This window comes from Rickettsiales bacterium (assembly GCA_029252805.1).
GTDB lineage: Bacteria > Pseudomonadota > Alphaproteobacteria > Rickettsiales > JALZUV01 > JALZUV01.
The window spans coordinates 34577-54222 of sequence record JAQXAR010000027.1 but is presented as its reverse complement, the minus strand read 5'-3'; the positions used below and the strand labels follow the sequence as shown (position 1 = coordinate 54222).

At 48.7% G+C, this 19646-nt stretch carries 15 protein-coding genes; 10 read left to right on the top strand and 5 right to left on the bottom strand.

Annotated elements, in window-relative coordinates; translation table 11 throughout:
• The first annotated feature begins 79 nt into the window (after positions 1 to 79).
• Genes P8P30_06070 through P8P30_06050 form a run of 5 tightly spaced genes read left to right on the top strand, consistent with a single transcriptional unit; the run spans position 80 to position 6776 of the window.
• Positions 80 to 1270 (top strand): efflux RND transporter periplasmic adaptor subunit, encoded by a 1191-nt coding sequence (locus tag P8P30_06070; protein MDG1287116.1) that lies wholly within the window; start codon positions 80 to 82, stop codon positions 1268 to 1270.
• Positions 1267 to 4404, top strand: a complete 3138-nt coding sequence (locus P8P30_06065; protein MDG1287115.1) for an efflux RND transporter permease subunit — start codon at positions 1267 to 1269, stop codon at positions 4402 to 4404. Before P8P30_06070 ends, P8P30_06065 begins: the two co-directional genes overlap by 4 nt.
• A gap of 13 nt (positions 4405 to 4417) precedes the next feature.
• Positions 4418 to 4699: a SemiSWEET transporter gene (locus tag P8P30_06060; protein ID MDG1287114.1), complete on the top strand. Its 282-nt coding sequence runs from the start codon at positions 4418 to 4420 to the stop codon at positions 4697 to 4699.
• Entirely contained in the window at positions 4689 to 5834 is a 1146-nt protein-coding gene (gene dapE / locus P8P30_06055; protein MDG1287113.1) for a succinyl-diaminopimelate desuccinylase, read from the top strand. Before P8P30_06060 ends, dapE begins: the two co-directional genes overlap by 11 nt.
• Positions 5835 to 6776, top strand: a complete 942-nt coding sequence (locus P8P30_06050; GenBank protein ID MDG1287112.1) for a succinylglutamate desuccinylase/aspartoacylase family protein — start codon at positions 5835 to 5837, stop codon at positions 6774 to 6776.
• On the opposite strand, the gene P8P30_06045 is transcribed toward P8P30_06050, so the two are convergent.
• Together P8P30_06045 and parE are read right to left on the bottom strand one after the other, a co-directional pair.
• Positions 6773 to 7981: an NAD(P)/FAD-dependent oxidoreductase gene (locus P8P30_06045; protein ID MDG1287111.1), complete on the bottom strand. Its 1209-nt coding sequence runs from the start codon at positions 7979 to 7981 to the stop codon at positions 6773 to 6775. The genes P8P30_06050 and P8P30_06045 overlap by 4 nt on opposite strands.
• On the bottom strand, positions 7965 to 9959 hold the full coding sequence (gene parE / locus P8P30_06040) for a DNA topoisomerase IV subunit B (protein MDG1287110.1): 1995 nt from the start codon (positions 9957 to 9959) through the stop codon (positions 7965 to 7967). The genes P8P30_06045 and parE overlap by 17 nt, the downstream gene beginning before the upstream one ends.
• 203 nt (positions 9960 to 10162) lie before the next feature.
• On the opposite strand from parE, the gene P8P30_06035 reads away from it, so the two are divergent.
• A complete protein-coding gene (locus P8P30_06035) occupies positions 10163 to 11131 on the top strand; it encodes a hypothetical protein (protein MDG1287109.1) in 969 nt (322 codons plus the stop codon).
• Here the strand turns inward: P8P30_06035 and mfd are convergent.
• Together mfd and P8P30_06025 are read right to left on the bottom strand one after the other, a co-directional pair.
• Positions 11128 to 14550, bottom strand: a complete 3423-nt coding sequence (mfd, locus tag P8P30_06030; GenBank protein ID MDG1287108.1) for a transcription-repair coupling factor — start codon at positions 14548 to 14550, stop codon at positions 11128 to 11130. The two genes, P8P30_06035 and mfd, sit on opposite strands and share 4 nt — an antisense overlap.
• The gene (locus tag P8P30_06025; protein MDG1287107.1) at positions 14543 to 14803 is read right to left on the bottom strand and encodes a succinate dehydrogenase assembly factor 2; all 261 of its coding nucleotides are present in this window, start codon (positions 14801 to 14803) and stop codon (positions 14543 to 14545) included. Before P8P30_06025 ends, mfd begins: the two co-directional genes overlap by 8 nt.
• A 74-nt stretch (positions 14804 to 14877) precedes the next feature.
• Between P8P30_06025 and P8P30_06020 the strand changes: the two genes are divergently transcribed.
• The gene (locus P8P30_06020) at positions 14878 to 15780 is read left to right on the top strand and encodes a diguanylate cyclase (GenBank protein MDG1287106.1); all 903 of its coding nucleotides are present in this window, start codon (positions 14878 to 14880) and stop codon (positions 15778 to 15780) included.
• Here P8P30_06020 and P8P30_06015 read toward each other — a convergent pair.
• Positions 15777 to 16937 carry a glycosyltransferase family 4 protein gene (locus P8P30_06015; protein ID MDG1287105.1) on the bottom strand — a complete coding sequence of 387 codons (1161 nt, stop codon included), beginning with the start codon at positions 16935 to 16937 and terminating at the stop codon, positions 15777 to 15779. The genes P8P30_06020 and P8P30_06015 overlap by 4 nt on opposite strands.
• Positions 16938 to 17017: 80 nt before the next feature.
• Between P8P30_06015 and P8P30_06010 the strand changes: the two genes are divergently transcribed.
• From P8P30_06010 to argB, 3 genes are read left to right on the top strand one after another with little or no spacing between them, the layout of a single operon-like run.
• Positions 17018 to 17791 carry an alpha/beta hydrolase gene (locus tag P8P30_06010; GenBank protein ID MDG1287104.1) on the top strand — a complete coding sequence of 258 codons (774 nt, stop codon included), beginning with the start codon at positions 17018 to 17020 and terminating at the stop codon, positions 17789 to 17791.
• Between the two features lie 37 nt (positions 17792 to 17828).
• Entirely contained in the window at positions 17829 to 18395 is a 567-nt protein-coding gene (gene yihA, locus P8P30_06005) for a ribosome biogenesis GTP-binding protein YihA/YsxC (protein MDG1287103.1), read from the top strand.
• Between the two features lie 3 nt (positions 18396 to 18398).
• Entirely contained in the window at positions 18399 to 19313 is a 915-nt protein-coding gene (gene argB / locus P8P30_06000; protein MDG1287102.1) for an acetylglutamate kinase, read from the top strand.
• Positions 19314 to 19646: the final 333 nt, after the last annotated feature.

Here is a 19646-nt window from a genome sequence, read left to right as displayed (position 1 = left end):
CTACTGATTACTTAAGCAGGGTCAATGACTGGCATATAAACTTCTGGCACAAGCGGCATTGTCGCGGTAAGAAAGACGCATGAATACTCCCTATAGTTCCAAGCAAAATATTCCTTTTTGGCAGAACCCCAAAGCGCTTGCATTGATCATTGCTGTTGTGATTGGTGTGTGGGTTCTTTCCGGTGTGATTATTCCATCAGACCGAGCGTCTACTGAAGGTGTGGAGAATGCTACCAAAGCGGCTGCGAAGCCTATTAATACGGCGGATTTGCCGATTAAGATTGAAACGTTGCAGGCGCAAAAGCGTGCCCGTTCAATTACCCTGAATGGGGTAACGGAACCTGAACGTATTACGCTTATCGAAGCGGAGACCGAGGGTAAGGTTACTAAGATTCTGCATAAAGAGGGCGCGTTAGTCGAAAAGGGCGGCACCTTGATGCTCCTTGATGTGCGTGATCACCGTAATAAAGTGACGGAAGCCAATGCGGTATTGAAGCAGCGTAAAGTAGAGCTGAATGCGGCGCAAAAATTATATGAAAAAGGCTTCCAAAGTAAGGTGCGATTAGCACAAGCAGAGGCAGCGGTTGCTTCGGCGCATAGCCAGTTAAAGCTAGCGAATCTTGATTTAAGCTATACCACTATCCGTGCGCCCTATACAGGGTTGATTGAAGAAGTGTTGGCGGAAGAAGGCGACTTGGTGGGTAAAGGTTTCAATACACAAACGGTGATGCGTTTTGTGGATATGTCACCGCTTAACATTATCGGTCAAATTTCTGAAGTTGAGCGTGCCAAAGTAACCAAAGGGGATTTGGCGCATATCCGTTTTAGTTCGAGTGATGAGGTGACGGGTAAGATTAGTTTTGTCGCCTCCGTAGCAGATGAAGATACGCGTACGTTCCGTGTTGAAATTGAAATTCCGAATGAGGATGGAAAATTGCAAGCCGGTGTGAGCGCTGAAATCTCACTGCAATCGGATGAGCAATCGGCTTACGAAGTTCCCTCCTCTGTACTGTCGTTGAATGATATGGGAGCGGTGGGTGTAAAGCGTATTACCGAAGACAATATCGTAAAATTTGAGCCAGTTGAAGTCGTTTCGCAATCACCTAACGGGGTTTGGATTGCCGGGCTGCCCGAGGAAGTGCGCTTGGTCACGGATGGAGTGGCGTTTGTATCCGAAGGACAGGTGATTGATGTTCAAGAGAGTGTTCCGGAAGGTGCGGAAACCATCACGCCTGAATCGGCTGAACCAACGCTTGAAGCCGAAGGATGATTGCTCGTTTTATTGATGCAGCGGTTGAACGCCATCGCACGGTATTTCTGCTCCTTGCTTTTATCCTGTTCGCAGGTAGCTTGAGCTATCAAAATGTACCTAAGGAATCGTCGCCGGATGTGCAGATTCCTATCATTTATATCTCCCTACGCCATGAAGGTATTTCGCCGCAAGATGGTGAACGCCTCTTGCTGCGTCCAATGGAGAAGGAACTACAATCTATTGAGGGTTTGAAGCGTCTAGAAGGGCATGCTAGCGAAGGAGTCGCTTCTGTCGTCTTAGAATTTGATGCGGGTTTTGATTCTGACAAAGCGTTGGAAGATGTGCGTAATAAGGTAGATGAGGTGAAACCGGAATTGCCGGAAGAAACCGATGAACCGGTCGTACAGGAGGTGAATTTTAGTCGTTTCCCTGTGTTGAATGTGATTTTAGGCGGTGATGTGTCCCGCCGAACGCTCATTAAACTAGCGCGTGATTTACAGGATAAAATTGAGTCGATCAGCGAAGTGCTGGAAGCCAAGATTTCTGGTGACCGTGAAGAGGCGTTGGAGATTATCATCGATCCGCTTTTGCTTCAGGGGTATGGGCTGACGACACAAGAAGCGTTCTCGCTGCTTCGCAATAATAACATTCTCGTGCCCGCCGGCGAGCTTGATACAAGCGGCAGTAATTTTGCGATTAAATTGCCGGGCGTGATTGAGACAATGCAAGATTTGCAGAACCTGCCGATTCGCGTGAAGGGCAATGCGGTGATTACGTTGGATGATATTGCCGATATTCGCCGTAGTTTTAAAGATGTGCAAAATGAAGCGAGTATGAATGGTAAGCCTTCGGTTGCTTTGGGCGTCTCGAAACGTAGTGGCGCTAATATCATAGAAACTGTACAGCAGGTGCGTGACTTGGTGGCGCTCGAACGCACAAGCTGGCCAGCAGGGGTGAATGTGACTTTCAGCCAAGATGAATCGAATAAGATTTATGAGATGCTGTCTGATCTGCAAAATAATATTATTTTTGCTGTGCTGTTGGTGGTGATTGTGATTCTGGCTGTGATGGGGATTCGTAACTCTATTTTGGTCGCCGTGACGATTCCGGGAGCGTTCTTATTCGGAGTTTTATGCCTGCATTTGGGCGGCTTTACGTTGAATGTTGTGGTGCTATTTAGCTTGATTCTTTCGGTTGGTCTGCTGGTCGATGCCGGAATTGTGGTGAGTGAATATGCGGACCGTAAAATGATGGAAGGTGTGCCTGTTGAGCAAGCCTATCCGATGGGTGCGAAGCGGATGGCATGGCCGGTCATTGCCTCAACGGTCACGACTCTTATTGTGTTTGCACCGTTGCTTTTCTGGCCGGGTATTGTCGGGCAATTTATGCGCTATATGCCGATTACTCTTATGTTTACGCTGACCGGATCGCTGCTGATGGCGTTAGTGTTTTTGCCCACGTTAGGCGCAAAATTGCGGTTGCCGGGGAAAATTGATCCGGTGCAAGCGAAGCGTATTATGGCCGCAGAGCAGGGACATTGGAGCGAAGTAGGAGGCTTCACGAAAGGTTATGTTGATCTCTTACGAACCTTCCTGAAGCGTCCACTCTACCTCGTATTCGCGACGCTAATCGGGGTGAGTGTTATTATCACTGCCTTTATACAGTTCGGCGCAGGCGTTGAGTTCTTCCCAAAAATTGAACCGGATAATGCGAAGCTTCTGGTACGTGCGCGTGGGAATATGTCTGTGACTGAGAAAGTGACGCGCGTGAAAGAAGTCGAAGCGGCACTGCTTGAAATGAAAGATGAAGTCCGTATTTTCTACACGACAGCGGGTAAGCTCGGCGAAGATAAGCGTAACCGTACGGAAGATACGATTGGTGAAATTCAGCTGGAATTTGTGAATTGGCGTGATCGCCGTAAAGCGGATGAAATTTTGGCAGATGCTAAGCGCCGGACGGCTGGCGTAAAGGGCGTGATTGTCGAAACGCAAAAGAAACAAGAGGGTCCGCCAACCGGTAAGCCGGTGCAAGTTGAAGTGGCGAGTCGTTTCCCTGCATTAATTGAGCCTTATACCTCGCGTCTCATTGCCGCGATGGATAAGATGGACGGCTTTAAAGACCGAGAAGATGATCGCCCGATTCCTGAAATTGAATGGGAGCTGACCGTTGATAGAGAATTGGCCGGGCGCTACGGCTTGGATATTTTGACCATCGGTAACTTCGTGAAAATGGTGACGAACGGTATCATTGTGACGACGTATCGTCCGGATGATGCGGATGATGAAGTCGATATTTTGCTGCGTTTTCCTGAAAAGTATCGCAGCCTATCACAATTGGATCAGTTGCGACTTAATACGACGGACGGGCGCAGTATTCCGATTTCAAATATCGTGTCCCGCAAAGCGAATCAGAAAATCACGACGATTAATCGTGTTGATGGAAAGCAGATGATGAGCATTAAGTCCGACCTGAAAGAAGGCGTGCTGGCGGATGCGAAAGTAAAAGAGATTAAAGAATGGATCGCACAGAATTCCCCGAGTGCGGATTTGGAAATTCGTTTCCGGGGTGAAGATGAAGAGCAAAAAGAAGCAGGAACCTTCCTGGCAGCTGCCTTTATTATTGCACTCTTTATGATGGCGCTGGTTATGGTGACGCAGTTTAACAGTATCTATCACATGATCGTGATTATGAGCGCGGTCTTTTTCTCGACCGGTGGTGTCATGCTGGGGCTGCTTATTGCCAATGAGCCTTTTGGCATTGTTATGTGTGGGGTGGCGATTATTGCGCTTGCTGGTGTGGTTGTGAATAATAACATCATCTTCATTGATACTTTCGTACTGTATCGCAAACAAAATATGGAGCCACATGAAGCATTGCTTCGCACCGGTGCTCAACGTTTGCGGCCAATTTTGCTAACGGCTATTACGACCATGCTTGGGCTGGTGCCGATGGTATTTGCGATGAATATCGATTTTCTTGGGCGTGATGTAAGTTTCGGCGCGCCCTCAACGCAATGGTGGAAACAACTTTCTACTTCCATTGCAGGAGGCTTAGCCTTTGCGACTTTCCTTACCCTATTATTCACCCCGTGTTTGCTCTTGCTCGGAGAACGTTTTTTTGCGAGAAAAGAGCGGAAAACAATCACACAATAAAAGAAGAATCTAAATGGAACTTGCCCAAATTATCGGTTATCTCGGAACGCTTGCTATCACGGTTTGTTATATTCCGCAGGTGCTGCACACTTATCGCTCTAAGGATGTAACAGGAATCTCATTGGGGATGTACTGCGCGTTAGCAACCGGTGTTGCATTGTGGTTGTTTTATGGAATCCTCAAATCAGATATCCCGTTGATGCTATGTAACAGTATTAGCTTGTTGATGATCATTTCGATTTTGACGATGAAAGTCCTTTACAGCAAAAAGCCTGAAGCTTCGCATGTCGATTGATCCGGTTTCCTTTGCACAGGATTTAATTCGTTGTCCCTCAACCACGCCGCAAGAAGCAGGTGTAATGACGGTGCTACAAGAGGCGTTAGAGTCGCTAGGCTTTAAGGTTTGGCGTGAGACGTTTCATGATGAAAATACGGAATCGGTTGAGAACCTCTATGCGCGTTTAGGCGATGCGGAGCCTAATCTTTGTTATGCTGGGCATTTAGATGTAGTGCCGATCGGCGATAGTGCCGCTTGGAGCGTCGATCCTTATGTCGGTGAAATTCGCGATCAGTATCTTTACGGGCGTGGTACCGAGGATATGAAGGGCGCGATTGCTTGCTTCGTTGCGGCAGTTTCTCGTTTCGTTGAAACTAACCAAGGCAAATTTGGTGGCTCACTTAGCTTTCTCATCACGATGGATGAAGAAGGGCCTGCCATTAACGGCACTAAGAAAATGCTGCAATGGATGGAAGAGAAGGGCGAGAGGATTGATATTTGCCTCGTCGGTGAGCCGACTAATCCGCATCATTTAGGCGAGATGGCGAAGATTGGTCGTCGAGGTAGCATGAATTGCGAACTGATGGTCAAAGGTACGCAAGGACATGCCGCTTACCCACAATTGGCGGATAACCCCATTACGAAGCTTGTGCGCATTCTGCACCGTTTCAAAGCGGAGGCGATTGACGAGGGAACCGATTATTTCCAGCCAAGTAATTTAGAAGTTTCATCTGTTGATATTGGAAATCCCGCTTTTAACGTGATTCCCGCGCACGCTTCCGCACGCTTTAATGTACGCTTTAATGATAGCCGCCCTTACGTGGAAATTCAAAAATGGATACGTACGATTTGTGAAGATGAAGCTGAGAAGTTTGATTTAGAGATGACGGTGACCGGCGAAGCATTTCACAGTGCCCCCAACCGTCTGACGGGTATTTTGCAAGAGGTGAGCCAGAAAATTACGGGGCGTGAGTTGGAACTTTCGACGACCGGTGGAACCTCCGATGCGCGCTTTATCAAAGACTATTGTCCTGTCGTTGAGTTTGGTACGACAGGCCGAAGAGCACATCATGTGGATGAAAATGTATCGCTTGAGACCCTCGTGCAGCTTACAGATATTTACGAACAGGTCATAACACGCTACTTTGCGTAAATGGCTGATCATATTGCTCCCTTAAAATCGACCCTGCATACGATTGCAAATGCGCGAACGCATGGAGTTTCCTATGTGGTCGAAGTTGATTCCGGTGTGTCAGGGCCATCGGCGGCACTCCTTGCCTGCACGCATGGTAATGAACCCGTTGGGCTGGCGGCATTTCAGTATTTATTATCCGATTTGACTCTACTCCGAGGAAAAATTTATTTTGTCGTTGCGAACCCGAAAGCGGCTGAATGTTATTTCAATGCTGGTTGCTCGGATGCCAAAGAAGACTCGCGCTATATTGATAAGAATCTTAATCGTCTGCCAGAGCTAGATGAACTCGCAGGGAGTCAGGTCTATGAGTTTCAGCGCGCCGCCGAATTACTCCCTATTTTACAGCAAGTAGATGGAGTGCTCGATTTGCACTCGACCTCATCAGATGCGCCTCCCATGCTTTTATGTGTGGATGAAACCAGTGCTGAATTGGTGAGGGATGCGGTCTTTCCATTTGAAAATGTGATTGCCGATATTCACAAACATATTAGTGGTAAGTTTTTGATCGAATATGCGGAACAAGCAAAGGTGAAAATTCTTGCAGAGTGCGGGCAGCATGAATGTTTAGAAGCTTCACAGCGGGCGATCGATGTTTCTCTCGCATTCTTGCATTGCATGGGATTGGTTGAGGACTTTCAACCTTCAGATCGGACCAAAGAGATTGCTTATTATCAATGTAAGCAAGCGGTTTTCTTGCCGCAGAATTGCGATGAGTTACGTTTACGCAAAGTGATCGAAGCGTTCGAGTTTGTTAAAAAAGGACAAGTGCTTGCCTGTAATGGAGCGAATATAGAGGCGGAATCTCCTGATTCAGGTTACGCGGTTATGTGCCCCGAAACAGACAACACGCTTGATTGCTCAGAGGCGTTGTTATTCTTGTGCGATAAGCTCAGCGTTTAAATATATTGCCCAGCGGCGTACCCGCTCGCCCATGCCCATTGGAAGTTGAAGCCCCCTAAATGACCAGTGACATCGACCACCTCACCGATGAAATATAAGTCGCTGACTTTCTTGCTCTCAAAGGTTTTGGAGGAAATCTCATTCGTATCGACACCGCCCAGGGCCACCTCCGCTGTGCGGTAGCCTTCGGTTCCATTCGGCGTGATATTCCACTCTTGAATTTGTTTGGCGATCGCTTCCAGTGCTTTATTGCCTTGCTCAGCAAGCTTTCCAGCGTAACCATATTCTTCGCAAAGATAGTGAGCAACGCGTTTGGGTAATAAATTCTGCAAACAGGTTTGAATCTCTTGTTTGGGGTTTTGGTCGCGGTTTTCTTTGAGCAACTCTAGGACGTTTTCTTCCGGAAGTAGGTTGAGGCTAATCGTGTCGTCATCTTTCCAATAAGAAGAGATTTGCAAAATAGAAGGGCCGCTTAATCCGCGATGCGTGAAGAGCATACCTTCTGTAAAGGAGGTGTTATTGGTTTTGGCGATCGCATTGAAGGAGACACCGGCGAGAGGCCTTAATTTGTTGAGTAGTTTTTCCTCTAACGTAAAGGGCACCAGTGCTGCGCGGGGCTCAATGACCGCTAAATTGAATTGTTTGGCAATTCGGTAGCCCCAATCAGTCGCACCCATTTTGGGAATGGAAGGGCCACCCGTAGCAATCACAAGGGACTCGCATGTGAGTGTCTCATCACGGTTTGTTTGGATTGAGAACCCTGATTCCAATTTCTCAATTTTATTAACTTCTGTTTGCAATTGGACCGTGACGTTTGCTGCCTCACACTCATCTAAGAGCATTTGAATAATCTCTTTTGAAGAACCATCACAGAAGAGCTGACCGAGGGTTTTCTCGTGATAGGCAATACCGTGTTTCTCAACCAGTTCGACAAAATCAGCGGGTGTATAGCGCCCCAGTGCAGATTTGCAGAAATGAGGGTTTTGCGAGAGATAGTCGTTAGCTGTGGTGTGGATGTTCGTAAAGTTACAACGTCCGCCGCCTGAGATTCTAATTTTATCTCCGGCTGATTTCGACTTATCAATGAGTAAAATCTTGCGCCCGCGCTTGCCAGCTTCCATCGCGCAGAATAACCCTGCCGCGCCGGCGCCAACAATAATACTATCATAATGCATGGTGCTGGCTGGACTAAACGTCCAGTGCATCTTTCAGTTTATCGCCGTGCAAGCTGGTTTGTTCGGTGATAAATTTGAAGCGAAGTTCCGGCTTTTTGCCCATGAGGTCGTTGACACGTTCTTCGGTTGCATCTTCATCATCTTCGGCGATTTCGATCTGAAGAAGTTGTCGATTTTGCGGCAACATGGTGGTTTCTTTTAGCTGCGGCGCGGTCATCTCACCGAGACCTTTAAAACGCCCCACATCGAGTTTTCCACCTTTGGCGGTTAGTTCAGCCACCATCGCATCTTTTGCGGCTTCATCTGCAGGGTAGAAGGTTTTGCCTTTATGCGTGACGCGAAATAAGGGAGGTTGGGCAAGATAGAGGTGCCCTTGGCGCACCAGCCATGGCAATTCCTGATAGAAGAAAGTCATCAGAAGCGCGGCGATATGCGCGCCATCCACATCTGCATCGGTCATGATGATGACTTTATCGTAACGTAGATCATCTTCGCGATAATGTTTCCCAGTGCCGACGCCGAGCGCTTGCAGCATGTCGGAAATCTCGTTATTGGCGCGAATCTTTTCGGCGGTAGCAGACGCCACGTTCAAGATTTTACCACGCAACGGTAAGATCGCTTGAGTCTCGCGGTTACGCGCTTGTTTGGCAGAACCGCCAGCTGAGTCACCCTCAACCAAAAATATTTCAGTTCCTTCGCGGTTGCTGCGGGTGCAATCGGAAAGCTTGCCCGGCAGGCGTAAGCGCTGGGTGATGGTTTTACGCGCCGTATCCTTTTGTTTCTTACGGTTCATACGATGTTCCATCCGCATTTGGATGAATTCCATTAATTTACCCGCCTGTGCGGCATCGTCAGAGAGCCAGTGATCAAACGGATCGCGAATGGCATTTTCGACCAATTTGGTGGCGCCCGCACTCACAAGCTTATCTTTGGTTTGCCCTTGGAATTGAGGATCTTTGATGAAAACCGAGAGCAACATATAAGCAGACCCTGAAATATCGTCCGCCGTAATTTTTGCGAGATTGCGAGTATTTACCATTTCGCCGTAAGCTTTGATTCCCTTGCTCAGAGCAGCACGCATTCCGCTCTCATGGGTTCCGCCATCAGGAGTGCTTACGGTGTTACAGTAAGAGCGACCAAAGCCTTCATCTGTATCCGGCCAAGTGATCGCCCATTCCACGCGTCCCATTCCATCTGCCAACTCTGCTGTGCCGGTGAAAGCATTTGGCGTGGCTAAAGGCGATTTTCCTATTTTCTCTTCGAGGAAATCAGCCAAGCCATTGGGGAATTGAATTGTATCTTTCGCGGGAACTTTGCTGCCTTCTTGTAAAAGTGACTCATCGCAGGTCCAGCGGATTTCGACGCCGCGGAAAAGGTAGGCTTTAGAGCGTGCAAAACGGTAAAGTTTTTCAGGGCGAAATTTCGCCGCATCGCCAAAAATTTCTTCATCTGGATGAAAGGTGATCGAGGTCCCTTTGCGATTGGCAATCGTGCCGCCTTTTTCGATTTTCGTTTTCGCATGGCCGCGGCTATATTTTTGTGTATGCAGGGTCTTGTCGCGGATGACTTCGACCTCTAAATGGTCGGACAAGGCATTGACTACCGAGATTCCAACACCATGCAAACCGCCAGAAGTCTCATAGGCTTTAGAGGAAAATTTACCGCCAGAATGCAAGGTGGTTAAAATCACTTCGAGCGCAGATTTATCTGGAAATTTAGGATGCTTGCCAATCGGAATTCCGCGACCATTATCGCTGATCGTAATGACGTTATTAGGCTGTAAGTTAATTTCAATACGCGAGGCGTGACCGGCTACGGCTTCATCCATTGAGTTATCGAAAACCTCATTCACCAGATGGTGCATGGCGTTCTCATCTGAGCCGCCAATATACATACCGGGGCGCATGCGAACCGGCTCTAATCCTTCGAGGACTTCAATGTCATCCGCGGTGTAAGTCTCTTGTTTGGCGGCGGTTGCCCCGCTCTTGCCGTCTAATTGTAATTCCATTGCCTATCTATACCAGCTCTCAAACCCGCTGCAAGAGCTGATTTTAGACAATTTATCATTGCGAGGAATGCTGTGGTATCGACGAGGCAATCTTAGAGGTTCTAACGGCAGGAGACTCTGGATTAGCGGCGCGACATCCGCGATGATGATATCTTCACAAAACTGTAACACACGCGCTCAATTGGCTTTGCTATATTAGGAGTATGGAAAACACACAAAACGACCCGAATATGCAAGCCCAAACCGAACAGGCAGCGGCTCAAGAAATGCAGACCAAGCTGCTGCTCGATATCGTGCAAAAAACCGGCTTGGATGCGAATAACCCAGCGCATCAAAAGATGGCCGCAGAAGTGTTGAATAATGTTTTTGAGTTACAAGACCCGGCTCGCGAAAAAGAGCGCAACGGTATTATGCGCGAATATGGTTTGCAGCCCGATGAGTTCAAGGCGGCGATTGAAGGGGTTATAGCGCAGAGCGATCAGCTAAACCAAAAGCTTGAAGAGATGGGCAATAAAGCAACGGATTTGGCTGAAAACAAGCTTAAGAAAAGTACAATGATCAGCACAGTTATCGGCGTGGTTGTGGGTGCGATAGCAACCTATGGTGTTCATGCAAAATGGTTAAAAGGACTTGATAAGGGCTGGAAAAAATGGGGGGGAGGAATTGCAACCATGGTGGCAACCTCTTTGGCTGGTGGTGCAATTGCTGATCAATTTACAAGCAAACCCATCAAAAAAGAAATTGAAGGAATAGCGGTGCAAGGAGAGGAGCTGTCGATTAAAAATCAGCAACTCATAGTGCAAGCCCAAGAACTACAATATAATATGATTCGCGACCTTTCGGCGGGAATGTTGAAAACACGCGCGGAAGCGGCGGCGAAGCCTCCTGCACCCGTAGCGCCTATTGTCTCGGTGCCAACAAAGCCCGTAGCGGCGGCTCAGAGACCCCATCCACAGGAAGAAAAACGAAACACCTTGCAGAAGATGACCGATACGGTTGGTATCACCGCGCCTGAGGGAAAAGAAAGTGCGTTAGATAAAGTACTGGATACAGTGGGTGCCAAAGCTCCGATCGATAAAATTCTAGGAAATGCGCCTGCGGCAAGTAATGTTGAAAAAGTTGAAGAGGATAAACTGAAAGCGGCCTCGGCGACGACTTTATTAGGTGGCTAAGCCGCTTTATCTGAACGAGGGCTATTTAGCTTCGCCAATTTCTCTAATATCTGATGTAAGAACGCCAAGCGCTGCGATTGTTGGCGATGGCGTGCATCGTAGGTCATGACCAATTTCTGATCGGCGCGGATTTTAATTTGTTGTTTATGCTGATTGATAAATTCCATCAGTGCTTGCGGATTATTCACTTTATTTTGATAGAAGGTGAGGACGATCCCTTTCGGCCCGGCATCAATACGTTCAATTTTCGCCTCGCGACAAAGAAGCTTGAGGCGCAGCGTTTCGAGGAAATGCTCAACCGTTTCAGGTGATTTCCCAAAGCGATCGGTCAGCTCCAACGCGAAATCATCAATTTGTTCATTGCTGCTAAGCGTGCCCGCACGGCGGTAAAGGCCGAGGCGTAAATCGAGATCAGAGACGTACTCTTCCGGAATAAGTACCGATAGGCCGAGCTTGATTTGCGGGCTCCAATCTTGGATCGCGGCAGATTCCTCGGCGGTCTTATCCTTGCGCGCTTTTTGTACGGCTTCTTCCAACATATGTTGGTAAAGTTCCACACCTACTTCGCGGATTTGACCGGACTGTTCTTCGCCCACTAAATTCCCAAAGCCGCGAATTTCCATATCGTGACTGGCAACGGTGAAGCCTGCGCCGAGCGTATCAAGCGTTTGCATGACCTCTAAACGGCGCATCGCATTGGCGGTGAAATGCTTGTTATGCGGCAAGGTGAGGTAAGCGTAAGCACGGGTTTTGCTTCGTCCAACACGCCCGCGAAGTTGGTACAGTTGCGACAAGCCAAAGCGATCCGCGCGGTTGACAATCAGCGTATTGGCAGTTGGGATATCAATACCGGATTCGATAATACTGGTCGACATGAGTACATCATATTTGCCTTCATAAAAGTCATTCATCAGTGTGTCTAATTCGCTGGCTGGCATCTGCCCATGGGCTACGATGACTTTAATTTCCGGCACTAGATCGGTGATGCGGTTTTTGAGTTCGGCAATATCTTTAATATAAGGGGTCACATAAAAACTCTGGCCGCCACGATGGAATTCGCGCAACAGTGCCTCGCGGATCATAACCGGATCATAAGGCGACACGAAGGTGCGAATGGCAAGGCGATCAACGGGCGGAGTCGTAATAAGCGAGAGGTCGCGCACGCCGGTCAGCGCCATCTGCAAGGTGCGCGGAATCGGCGTCGCAGAAAGGGTGATGACGTGGATATTACTGCGTAGCGCTTTGAGTTTTTCTTTTTGTTTTACGCCAAAGTGCTGTTCTTCATCGACGATTAGTAGGCCAAGATCTTTGAACTTAATGCGTTCGGCCAGTAGTGCATGCGTGCCGATCACAATATCGATTTTTCCTTGTTCAATAAGCTCGATGGTCTGTTTAGTTTCCTTCGCGCTGACGAGACGAGACAGTTGGCGAATTTCAATCGGAAGCCCTTTGAAACGTTCCTGAAACGTTTTAACATGTTGGCGAACGAGTAGGGTGGTTGGCGCGATCAGTGCAACTTGCACGCCACCTTCAGCCGCCGTCGCCGCAACGAATGCAGCACGTAATGCAACTTCGGTTTTGCCGAATCCAACATCGCCGCAAATCAGACGATCTGCCGGACGGCCTGTGCTAAAATCTTCCAAAACATTATCAATAGAACTCTGCTGATCTTCGGTTTCGACAAAAGGGAAGCGACGACAAAACTCGTCATAGAGTCCTTCTGCGGGACTGAGAATCGGCGCTTTGGCGATATTACGTTTCGCGGCAATTTTCAGCAATTCTTCCGCTGCCATTTTGATGCGTTCTTTGAGGCGTGCTTTACGGTTTTGCCAGTTACTCGCGCCGAGTTTGTCCAGCAAGTTTTCGCCATCGCCGTCACCTACATCGCCGTAGCGGGTGATGATATCAATATTTTCAACCGGCAGGAACAGGCGAGAGTTTTCAGCGTAAACGAGCTTGAGGCAATCATGGCTTATGCCTCCTGCTTCGACGGTGACAAGTCCTTCAAAGCGGCCAATGCCATTTTCCTTATGCACGACCAATTCGCCTTCGGTGAAGTTGGCGGCTTCGGCGAAAAACTGTTCGGAGGTTCTGCGCTTTGTACGTTTCTGTACACGGCGCTCGCCGAGGATATCTTGCTCCGAAATAACAGCGACTCTGTTCGAAACGAACCCGCGCGCTAGCGGCACGGTCACGATTTTTGTTTTGGCCGCGAGTGTCAGTTTCTCTTTTAAATTCTCCTGCGAGCCATCAGAGATAGAGGCGATAAAGATCTGCTTGCCATCATTAATCTGTTGCTGAATATACGTTCTTGCAAACTCGAACGGGTTCTTGCCATCGCGTCTTTCACCGGAAAATTCACGTCCCTGTTTGATGGCTTGGCTGGCACCTTTCGCATCCGAAAAGGGCGAGAGGGTGATGTGCTGAATATTATGGGTGAGCACTTGCCATTCATCCTCCATCACGTAAAGCCGTGCGGGGGGGAGCGGGTGATAGATCGCCGCGTCACGGATAATCATCTGACTACGTGCTTGGAAATAATCGTCAATCACCTCACATCGGTCCGTGCGGGCAATTTCGGTTTGATGCGCGAATATCGTAATCACATCATCCGGCAGGTAAGTATAGAGCGTGTCGAGGTGCCCGTAAAATAGCGGCAACCAATGTTCCATTCCCGGGTGCGTATGGCCTTGGCTGATGGAATTATAGAGTTGATCCGGTTTGCTAATTGCGCCGAAGCTTTCACGGTAATTATCGCGGAAGCGTTCGATAGATTTCTCATCAAGTAGCACTTCGCTCACAGGGTGCAGGGTGATCTCCCCAATTTCCTTCTTATCGGAGCGCTGGCTGAGCGGATCAAATCCTTGGATTGATTCAATCTCATCGCCGAACAGATCAATACGACAGCCATGTTCATAGCCGCTCGGAAAGAGGTCAATAATATTTCCGCGTAGGGCAAATTCGCCGGGTTCCATCACCTTACTCACGCGCGTATAGCCATTGGCGACCAAGTAACGCATCAGCGCATCGCGGTTGAGGTCCGAGCCTTGAGTCAGCAAGAGCGTCGCATGCTCAATCGAGCTGCGCGGCGGGAGTTTCTGTGTGAGCGCATTAATCGTCGTGACGATAATCAGACGCTTGCCCGGCGGTGTGTTTAAAATATGCGACAGCGTGGAGAGCCTTTGCGCCATCAAAGAATGTTTCGGCGAACTGCGATCATAAGGCAGGCAATCCCATGCCGGCAAGGGCAGGATGACCGCGCTTTTCGCAAAGGCTTGAAGCTGCTGCACCGCTAAATCCATCTCGCGATCATTAGGCGCAACGAATAAAACCGGCTTAGCCGACTCATGACTCACCCGAGCCGCAACAAAGGCCTCCGCCTCCTTAGGGGTGTCTGAATAGATAAAGTGGTTAGGCATTCTTGAGTTTTACTTTAGCCATCTGAAAGGTTTGAATCTCGGCGATGATGGATTTGTGTTCTTCGGGTTTGGCTTGGGCGTCGGTCAGCCAGCGGTAAATATCCCAATCATCTTCCTCTAAAAGGGCTTCAAAGGCGCTTATATCTTCGGCCTTAGGTAGCCATGCATCGGCGAAAGGGCCGAGAATATCATCGGTCTCTTTGCAGCCTCGGTGCCAGCTTTGGTAACGTAATCGCTTCTTATGGTCGTTCATTTTGTTTTTTAACCCGTTTTTAACAATTTAATGTTTATAGTGATACAGCTGGATGAGCAACGAAGGATTGATCTATGTTAAACACTTATCGTCGTCATGACGCGGTTTTGATCGTGTGTCAGGATAATAATGCGCAACGCATTGAGGTTGCCGCTATTAACGAGCAAGCCAAGAAGATCACAGGTTACAGTAGCGAGGAAGTGGTGGGTAAGCGCCTGCACGAGCTTGTTGATGATAATTTACGTGAGGTTTTGGATGAGCGTATCCACTTTGTTGTAGGACAAGATGATGTGGCCGATGCGTTGATGCGCGTGCGCAAGCTCAGCTTAAAAACAAAAAACGGTGCGATGCAAGAATTTCGCCTACGTGTCGTGCGTTCAGAGGTGATGGACTCTAATCCAACTTTCCACCTTGTGTTGGAAGATGAGCGTGTGGCTCTGGAAAATGATGGCTTTAAGGAGGTTCTGAAAGAGAATTTCCGTGGGCATGAAGTGCTCGAAGAACAAACAGGGCTACCTAACCGTTCCTCGCTTATGAAGGATCTTGAGCTATTTCAATTTTTTGCCAAGAAGCGCGAAGCAACGGCTTGTTTTGCAGTATTGCAGTTAGATAATACGGCAGAACTTTCGGCGATGATGGGCGCGCAGGTGCCGTATCAGGTGTTGAAGCATCTTGGACAGCTTTGTGCGCAGCGTTTGCGTACTGAAGATACGGTGGGTTTGTTTTCAGGGCAGGCTTTAGGGCTTATTCTGATGCAAATAACGCCTGAATCAGCACGTTTGGTGCTGAACCGTTTACGTTGGTCAGCCGCTTCGATGCCAGTGATTTTGGATACAGGGAAACGTGTAGATCCGGAAATTAGTATTGCTTTCCATATGATTGGTGAAGCGACTCCTGAAGCGATCATGATCGGGTGTGAAGAGCAAGTCAGGACCTCTTCAGTCGAAGGTGGCTCGTTGCATGAGGTAAAAATTTAAGCGGCTTTTGGCACTAGTTTTCGATCTTTAATCACCTGGTCATACACGCCAAGTACCTTGTTACACATGGCTTCGGTACTGAAGTTTGCAACCACATGTTGACGTGCATTCTGGGCGAGAGCTTGCTTTGAATTCTCATCGAGCATGAGGGCTTGTTCAATCGCTTGCGAGAGTGCCTTAGAATCTCCGGGAGGCACGAGCCATCCCGTTCCCGTCTCGCCAGTCATCACGGTCTCCATCGCACCGCCATGCGAGGTGGCAATGATTGGTTTTCCCATCGCTTGCGCCTCGACCGGCACACGGCCAAAAGCTTCCGGCTCTATGGCCGGCGAGATAACCACATCAGCCACATTATAGGCATCACGCATATCGCGTGAGGTGCCGGCCATGCGGACATGCCCGTGTAGTTTATATTTTTCGACAAGTTTTTCTAACTCGCGTTTATAGCCAGGGTGTTTGCCTTGTTCGCCTAGGAGTACGCAATAAAACTGGCGATGCGGTAGCTGGCTGAGTGCTTTGAGCAGCACATGTTGCCCTTTCCAACGGGTGAGGCGGCCAGGCAGTAGGATAACAGGAAGCCCTTCCGGCAGATGCCATTTTTGGCAGAGATCCATCGTGCGTACGCCGCTGCTTTTCTCTGGATGGAAATATTCCACATCGGCGCCGCGATGAATTACACGGATAATATCAGAGGAAGCGCCATATTCTTTGGCGACGTGTTCGCCGACGAAATTGGAAACGGCGATGATACGTTCGCCACGGGTCATGATCTCGTTATAGCGGTGCTTTAAGCCTTTGCCGTAGCCATTATAAACGCCGTGGAAGGTGGTGATAAAGGGAACGCCTGTGCGTTTGGCGGCATAATAAGCCGACCAAGCCGGCGCGCGCGAACGTGCATGGACGATCTCAACTTTCTCGCGTTTGATGATCTCGCTTAGGCGTAGCACGTTTTGCCACATAGTGAATGGGTTTTTGCTGGTGAGTGGGAGTTCGAAATGCGTGGCGCCGTATCGGGTTAGTTCATCGACCATGACGCCGCCTGCAGAGGCGACTAAAGCCTGTGAGCCTGACTCTTGCAATGCGCGTGCGACTTCAACCGTGCCACGTTCAACGCCGCCACTACCTAGCTCGGGGAGCACTTGGAGTACTTTAACCATAATTACTATTGATTAACCGTTCATTTACCTTCAACAATGGCAACACTGTTACTGATTAGATAAGAAAGATACCAGTAAAAATGAAGCCACAGATGTTCAAATGCCCTGATGGGGGTGAAATAGCGTATCATAAAACCGACGGTGAAACACCGGGGGTTATCTTTTTAGGCGGTTTCCGCTCTGATATGACGGGCAGTAAAGCCATGGCTTTGGAAGAGTTCTGTAAAGAGCGTGGTCAGCAATTCATTCGTTTTGATTATTTTGGTCATGGTGAATCGGGCGGTGCTTTTGTTGAAGGTACGATCGGTCGTTGGGCCGATAACGCGATTGCGGTGCTGGATGAACTTGCGGGCGGAAAACCACAAATCCTTGTTGGTTCGTCGATGGGCGGTTGGTTGATGCTGCTTGTCGCACTCAAACGTCCGAAGAAAGTCGCCGGTTTGCTCGGTATTGCGGCAGCGCCTGATTTCACGGAATTACTGATGTGGGATAAATTTACGCCGGAGCAGCAAACTGAAATGCGCGAAAAAGGCGTCATTGAAATCCCCAATTGCTACGATGAAGAGCCTTATAAGATCACCATGAACCTGATTGCTGAAAGTGGCGAGCATCTCGTGCTTGATGGCAATATCGATATTAATTGCCCGGTGATGCTTGTGCACGGCATGAAGGATGAGGATGTGCCATGGGAATTCGCCATGACATTGAATGAGAAACTCGCCAGTAAAGATGTCCGCACTCTGTTAGTGGATGATGGCGATCATCGTATGTCATCGGAGAAGCATCTGAAGATTATTCGTAAACAATTAAATCGTATGTTGGATGAGTTAAGCCAGCAGGAAGATGCGGCGTAGCTAAATGGCGGTAAATTTCAAAAATGCGGAGTTCATTATGAGCTGCCCAACGTTAGACTATGTGCCCCCACCGAAAGCCATGGAAGTGACGTTCGCAGGGCGTTCAAATGTTGGGAAATCCAGCTTATTAAATGCACTGACTGGCCGCAAGCAGCTGGCGCGTACTTCTAATACTCCAGGGCGCACACAGGCACTCAATTTTTTCGAAGTGGATGAGCAGTTCTTCCTCGTCGATATTCCAGGTTACGGCTACGCGCGTGCGAGCAAAGACGATATAAAAAAATGGCATAAGACGATGAAAGAATACCTGCTGGGTCGTCCTAATTTACGCCGAGTATTCCTGTTGATAGATAGCCGCCATGGTATCAAAGACGTTGATATTGAGATGATAAAGTTGCTCGATGATTCAGCGGTAAATTATCAATTAATCCTGACAAAAGTCGATAAAATCAAACAGACGGAACTCGCCAAAGTGATAGATGAATGCGAAGCTTTCGTGCGTATGCGCGGCGCGGCGCATCCTGAAATTATCGCTAGCAGCTCTGAAAAGAATGATGGTATAGAGGCTATCCGTAAAGAAATTAAAGGGCTGCTGAGCAGTTAAACGATGAAAAAATACCCCCTATCTGGCCGCCAAGATAAATGGCTTCGCACGGCTGCAACCGTTGCCGCGGCTTTGCCTTATATGCGTCATTTTGCGGGTAAAACTTTCGTGGTGAAATATGGCGGTCATGCGATGGGCGATGATACGCTCGCGGAAAAATTCGCGCGTGATATCGTGCTGCTTAAACAAATTGGTATCCACCCGGTTGTTGTTCATGGCGGCGGGCCGCAAATTGCGAGCATGCTGAAGCGTTTGAATATTGAGAGCGAATTTGTCGATGGCTTGCGTGTCACCACAGAGAGTATTGTTGATGTGGTGGAGATGGTGCTTTCGGGCGCGATCAATAAATCTATCGTTACGGCGATTCAAAAAGCCGGCGGGCAAGCGATGGGGCTGTCAGGTAAAGATGGTAACCTCATTCAAGCCAAAAAGCTGCAGCGCACGAAGAAAGATCCGGATTCCAATATTGAAAGCGTGTTGGATCTAGGGTTTGTAGGCGAGCCGACAAAGGTAAACCCCGCCATTATGGAAGAATTCACGAAGTCTGACTTTATTCCCGTAATCGCGCCGATTGGTATTGGCGAAGATGGCGAGACCTATAACATTAATGCCGATACCGCAGCCGGTGCTGTCGCTGCGGCGATTGGTGCGGAGAAGCTCATCATGCTCTCCGATATCCCCGGCGTGTTGGCCAAAGATGGTGAGCTATTCAGCGAATTAAGCTTAGGCGAAGTGGATCAACTCATGCAGGACGGCACGATCAGTGGCGGTATGATTCCAAAACTTGAAACCTGCGTCAGCTCGCTGAATGCAGGCGTAAGCAAAGCGCACATCCTCGATGGGCGTATCCCGCATGTGATGCTGGTGGAAATCTTCACTGAAGCCGGTGCTGGCACCATGATTAAGAAAAAAGACTAAGTTTGTTTTCAGGGCTATCGCCCAACAGGTTCGGGCATCCCCCACAACCGCCGGGAGGCTTGTTCTTATTTACAACATTCAACCGGGTATTTCCCTAGTGTTAAGCTATGGTCTTTTATTCCCCGATCCTCCCGACTCATAATGAGTGAGTGACCACCAGCGGGGAAGCCCCACTGGTGGCCGGGGTGTTCAAAAACTACCACAAGATAGCTGCGACGCTTTCAGCGTGAGCCTGTTACATAACGTCACCACCCCGACCCTAGGAACGAGGAGACAGTGTAGTTAACGATTGCTGTCACACAACCGCTTGTGGAGAGGTTTTTGAAAGCCCCG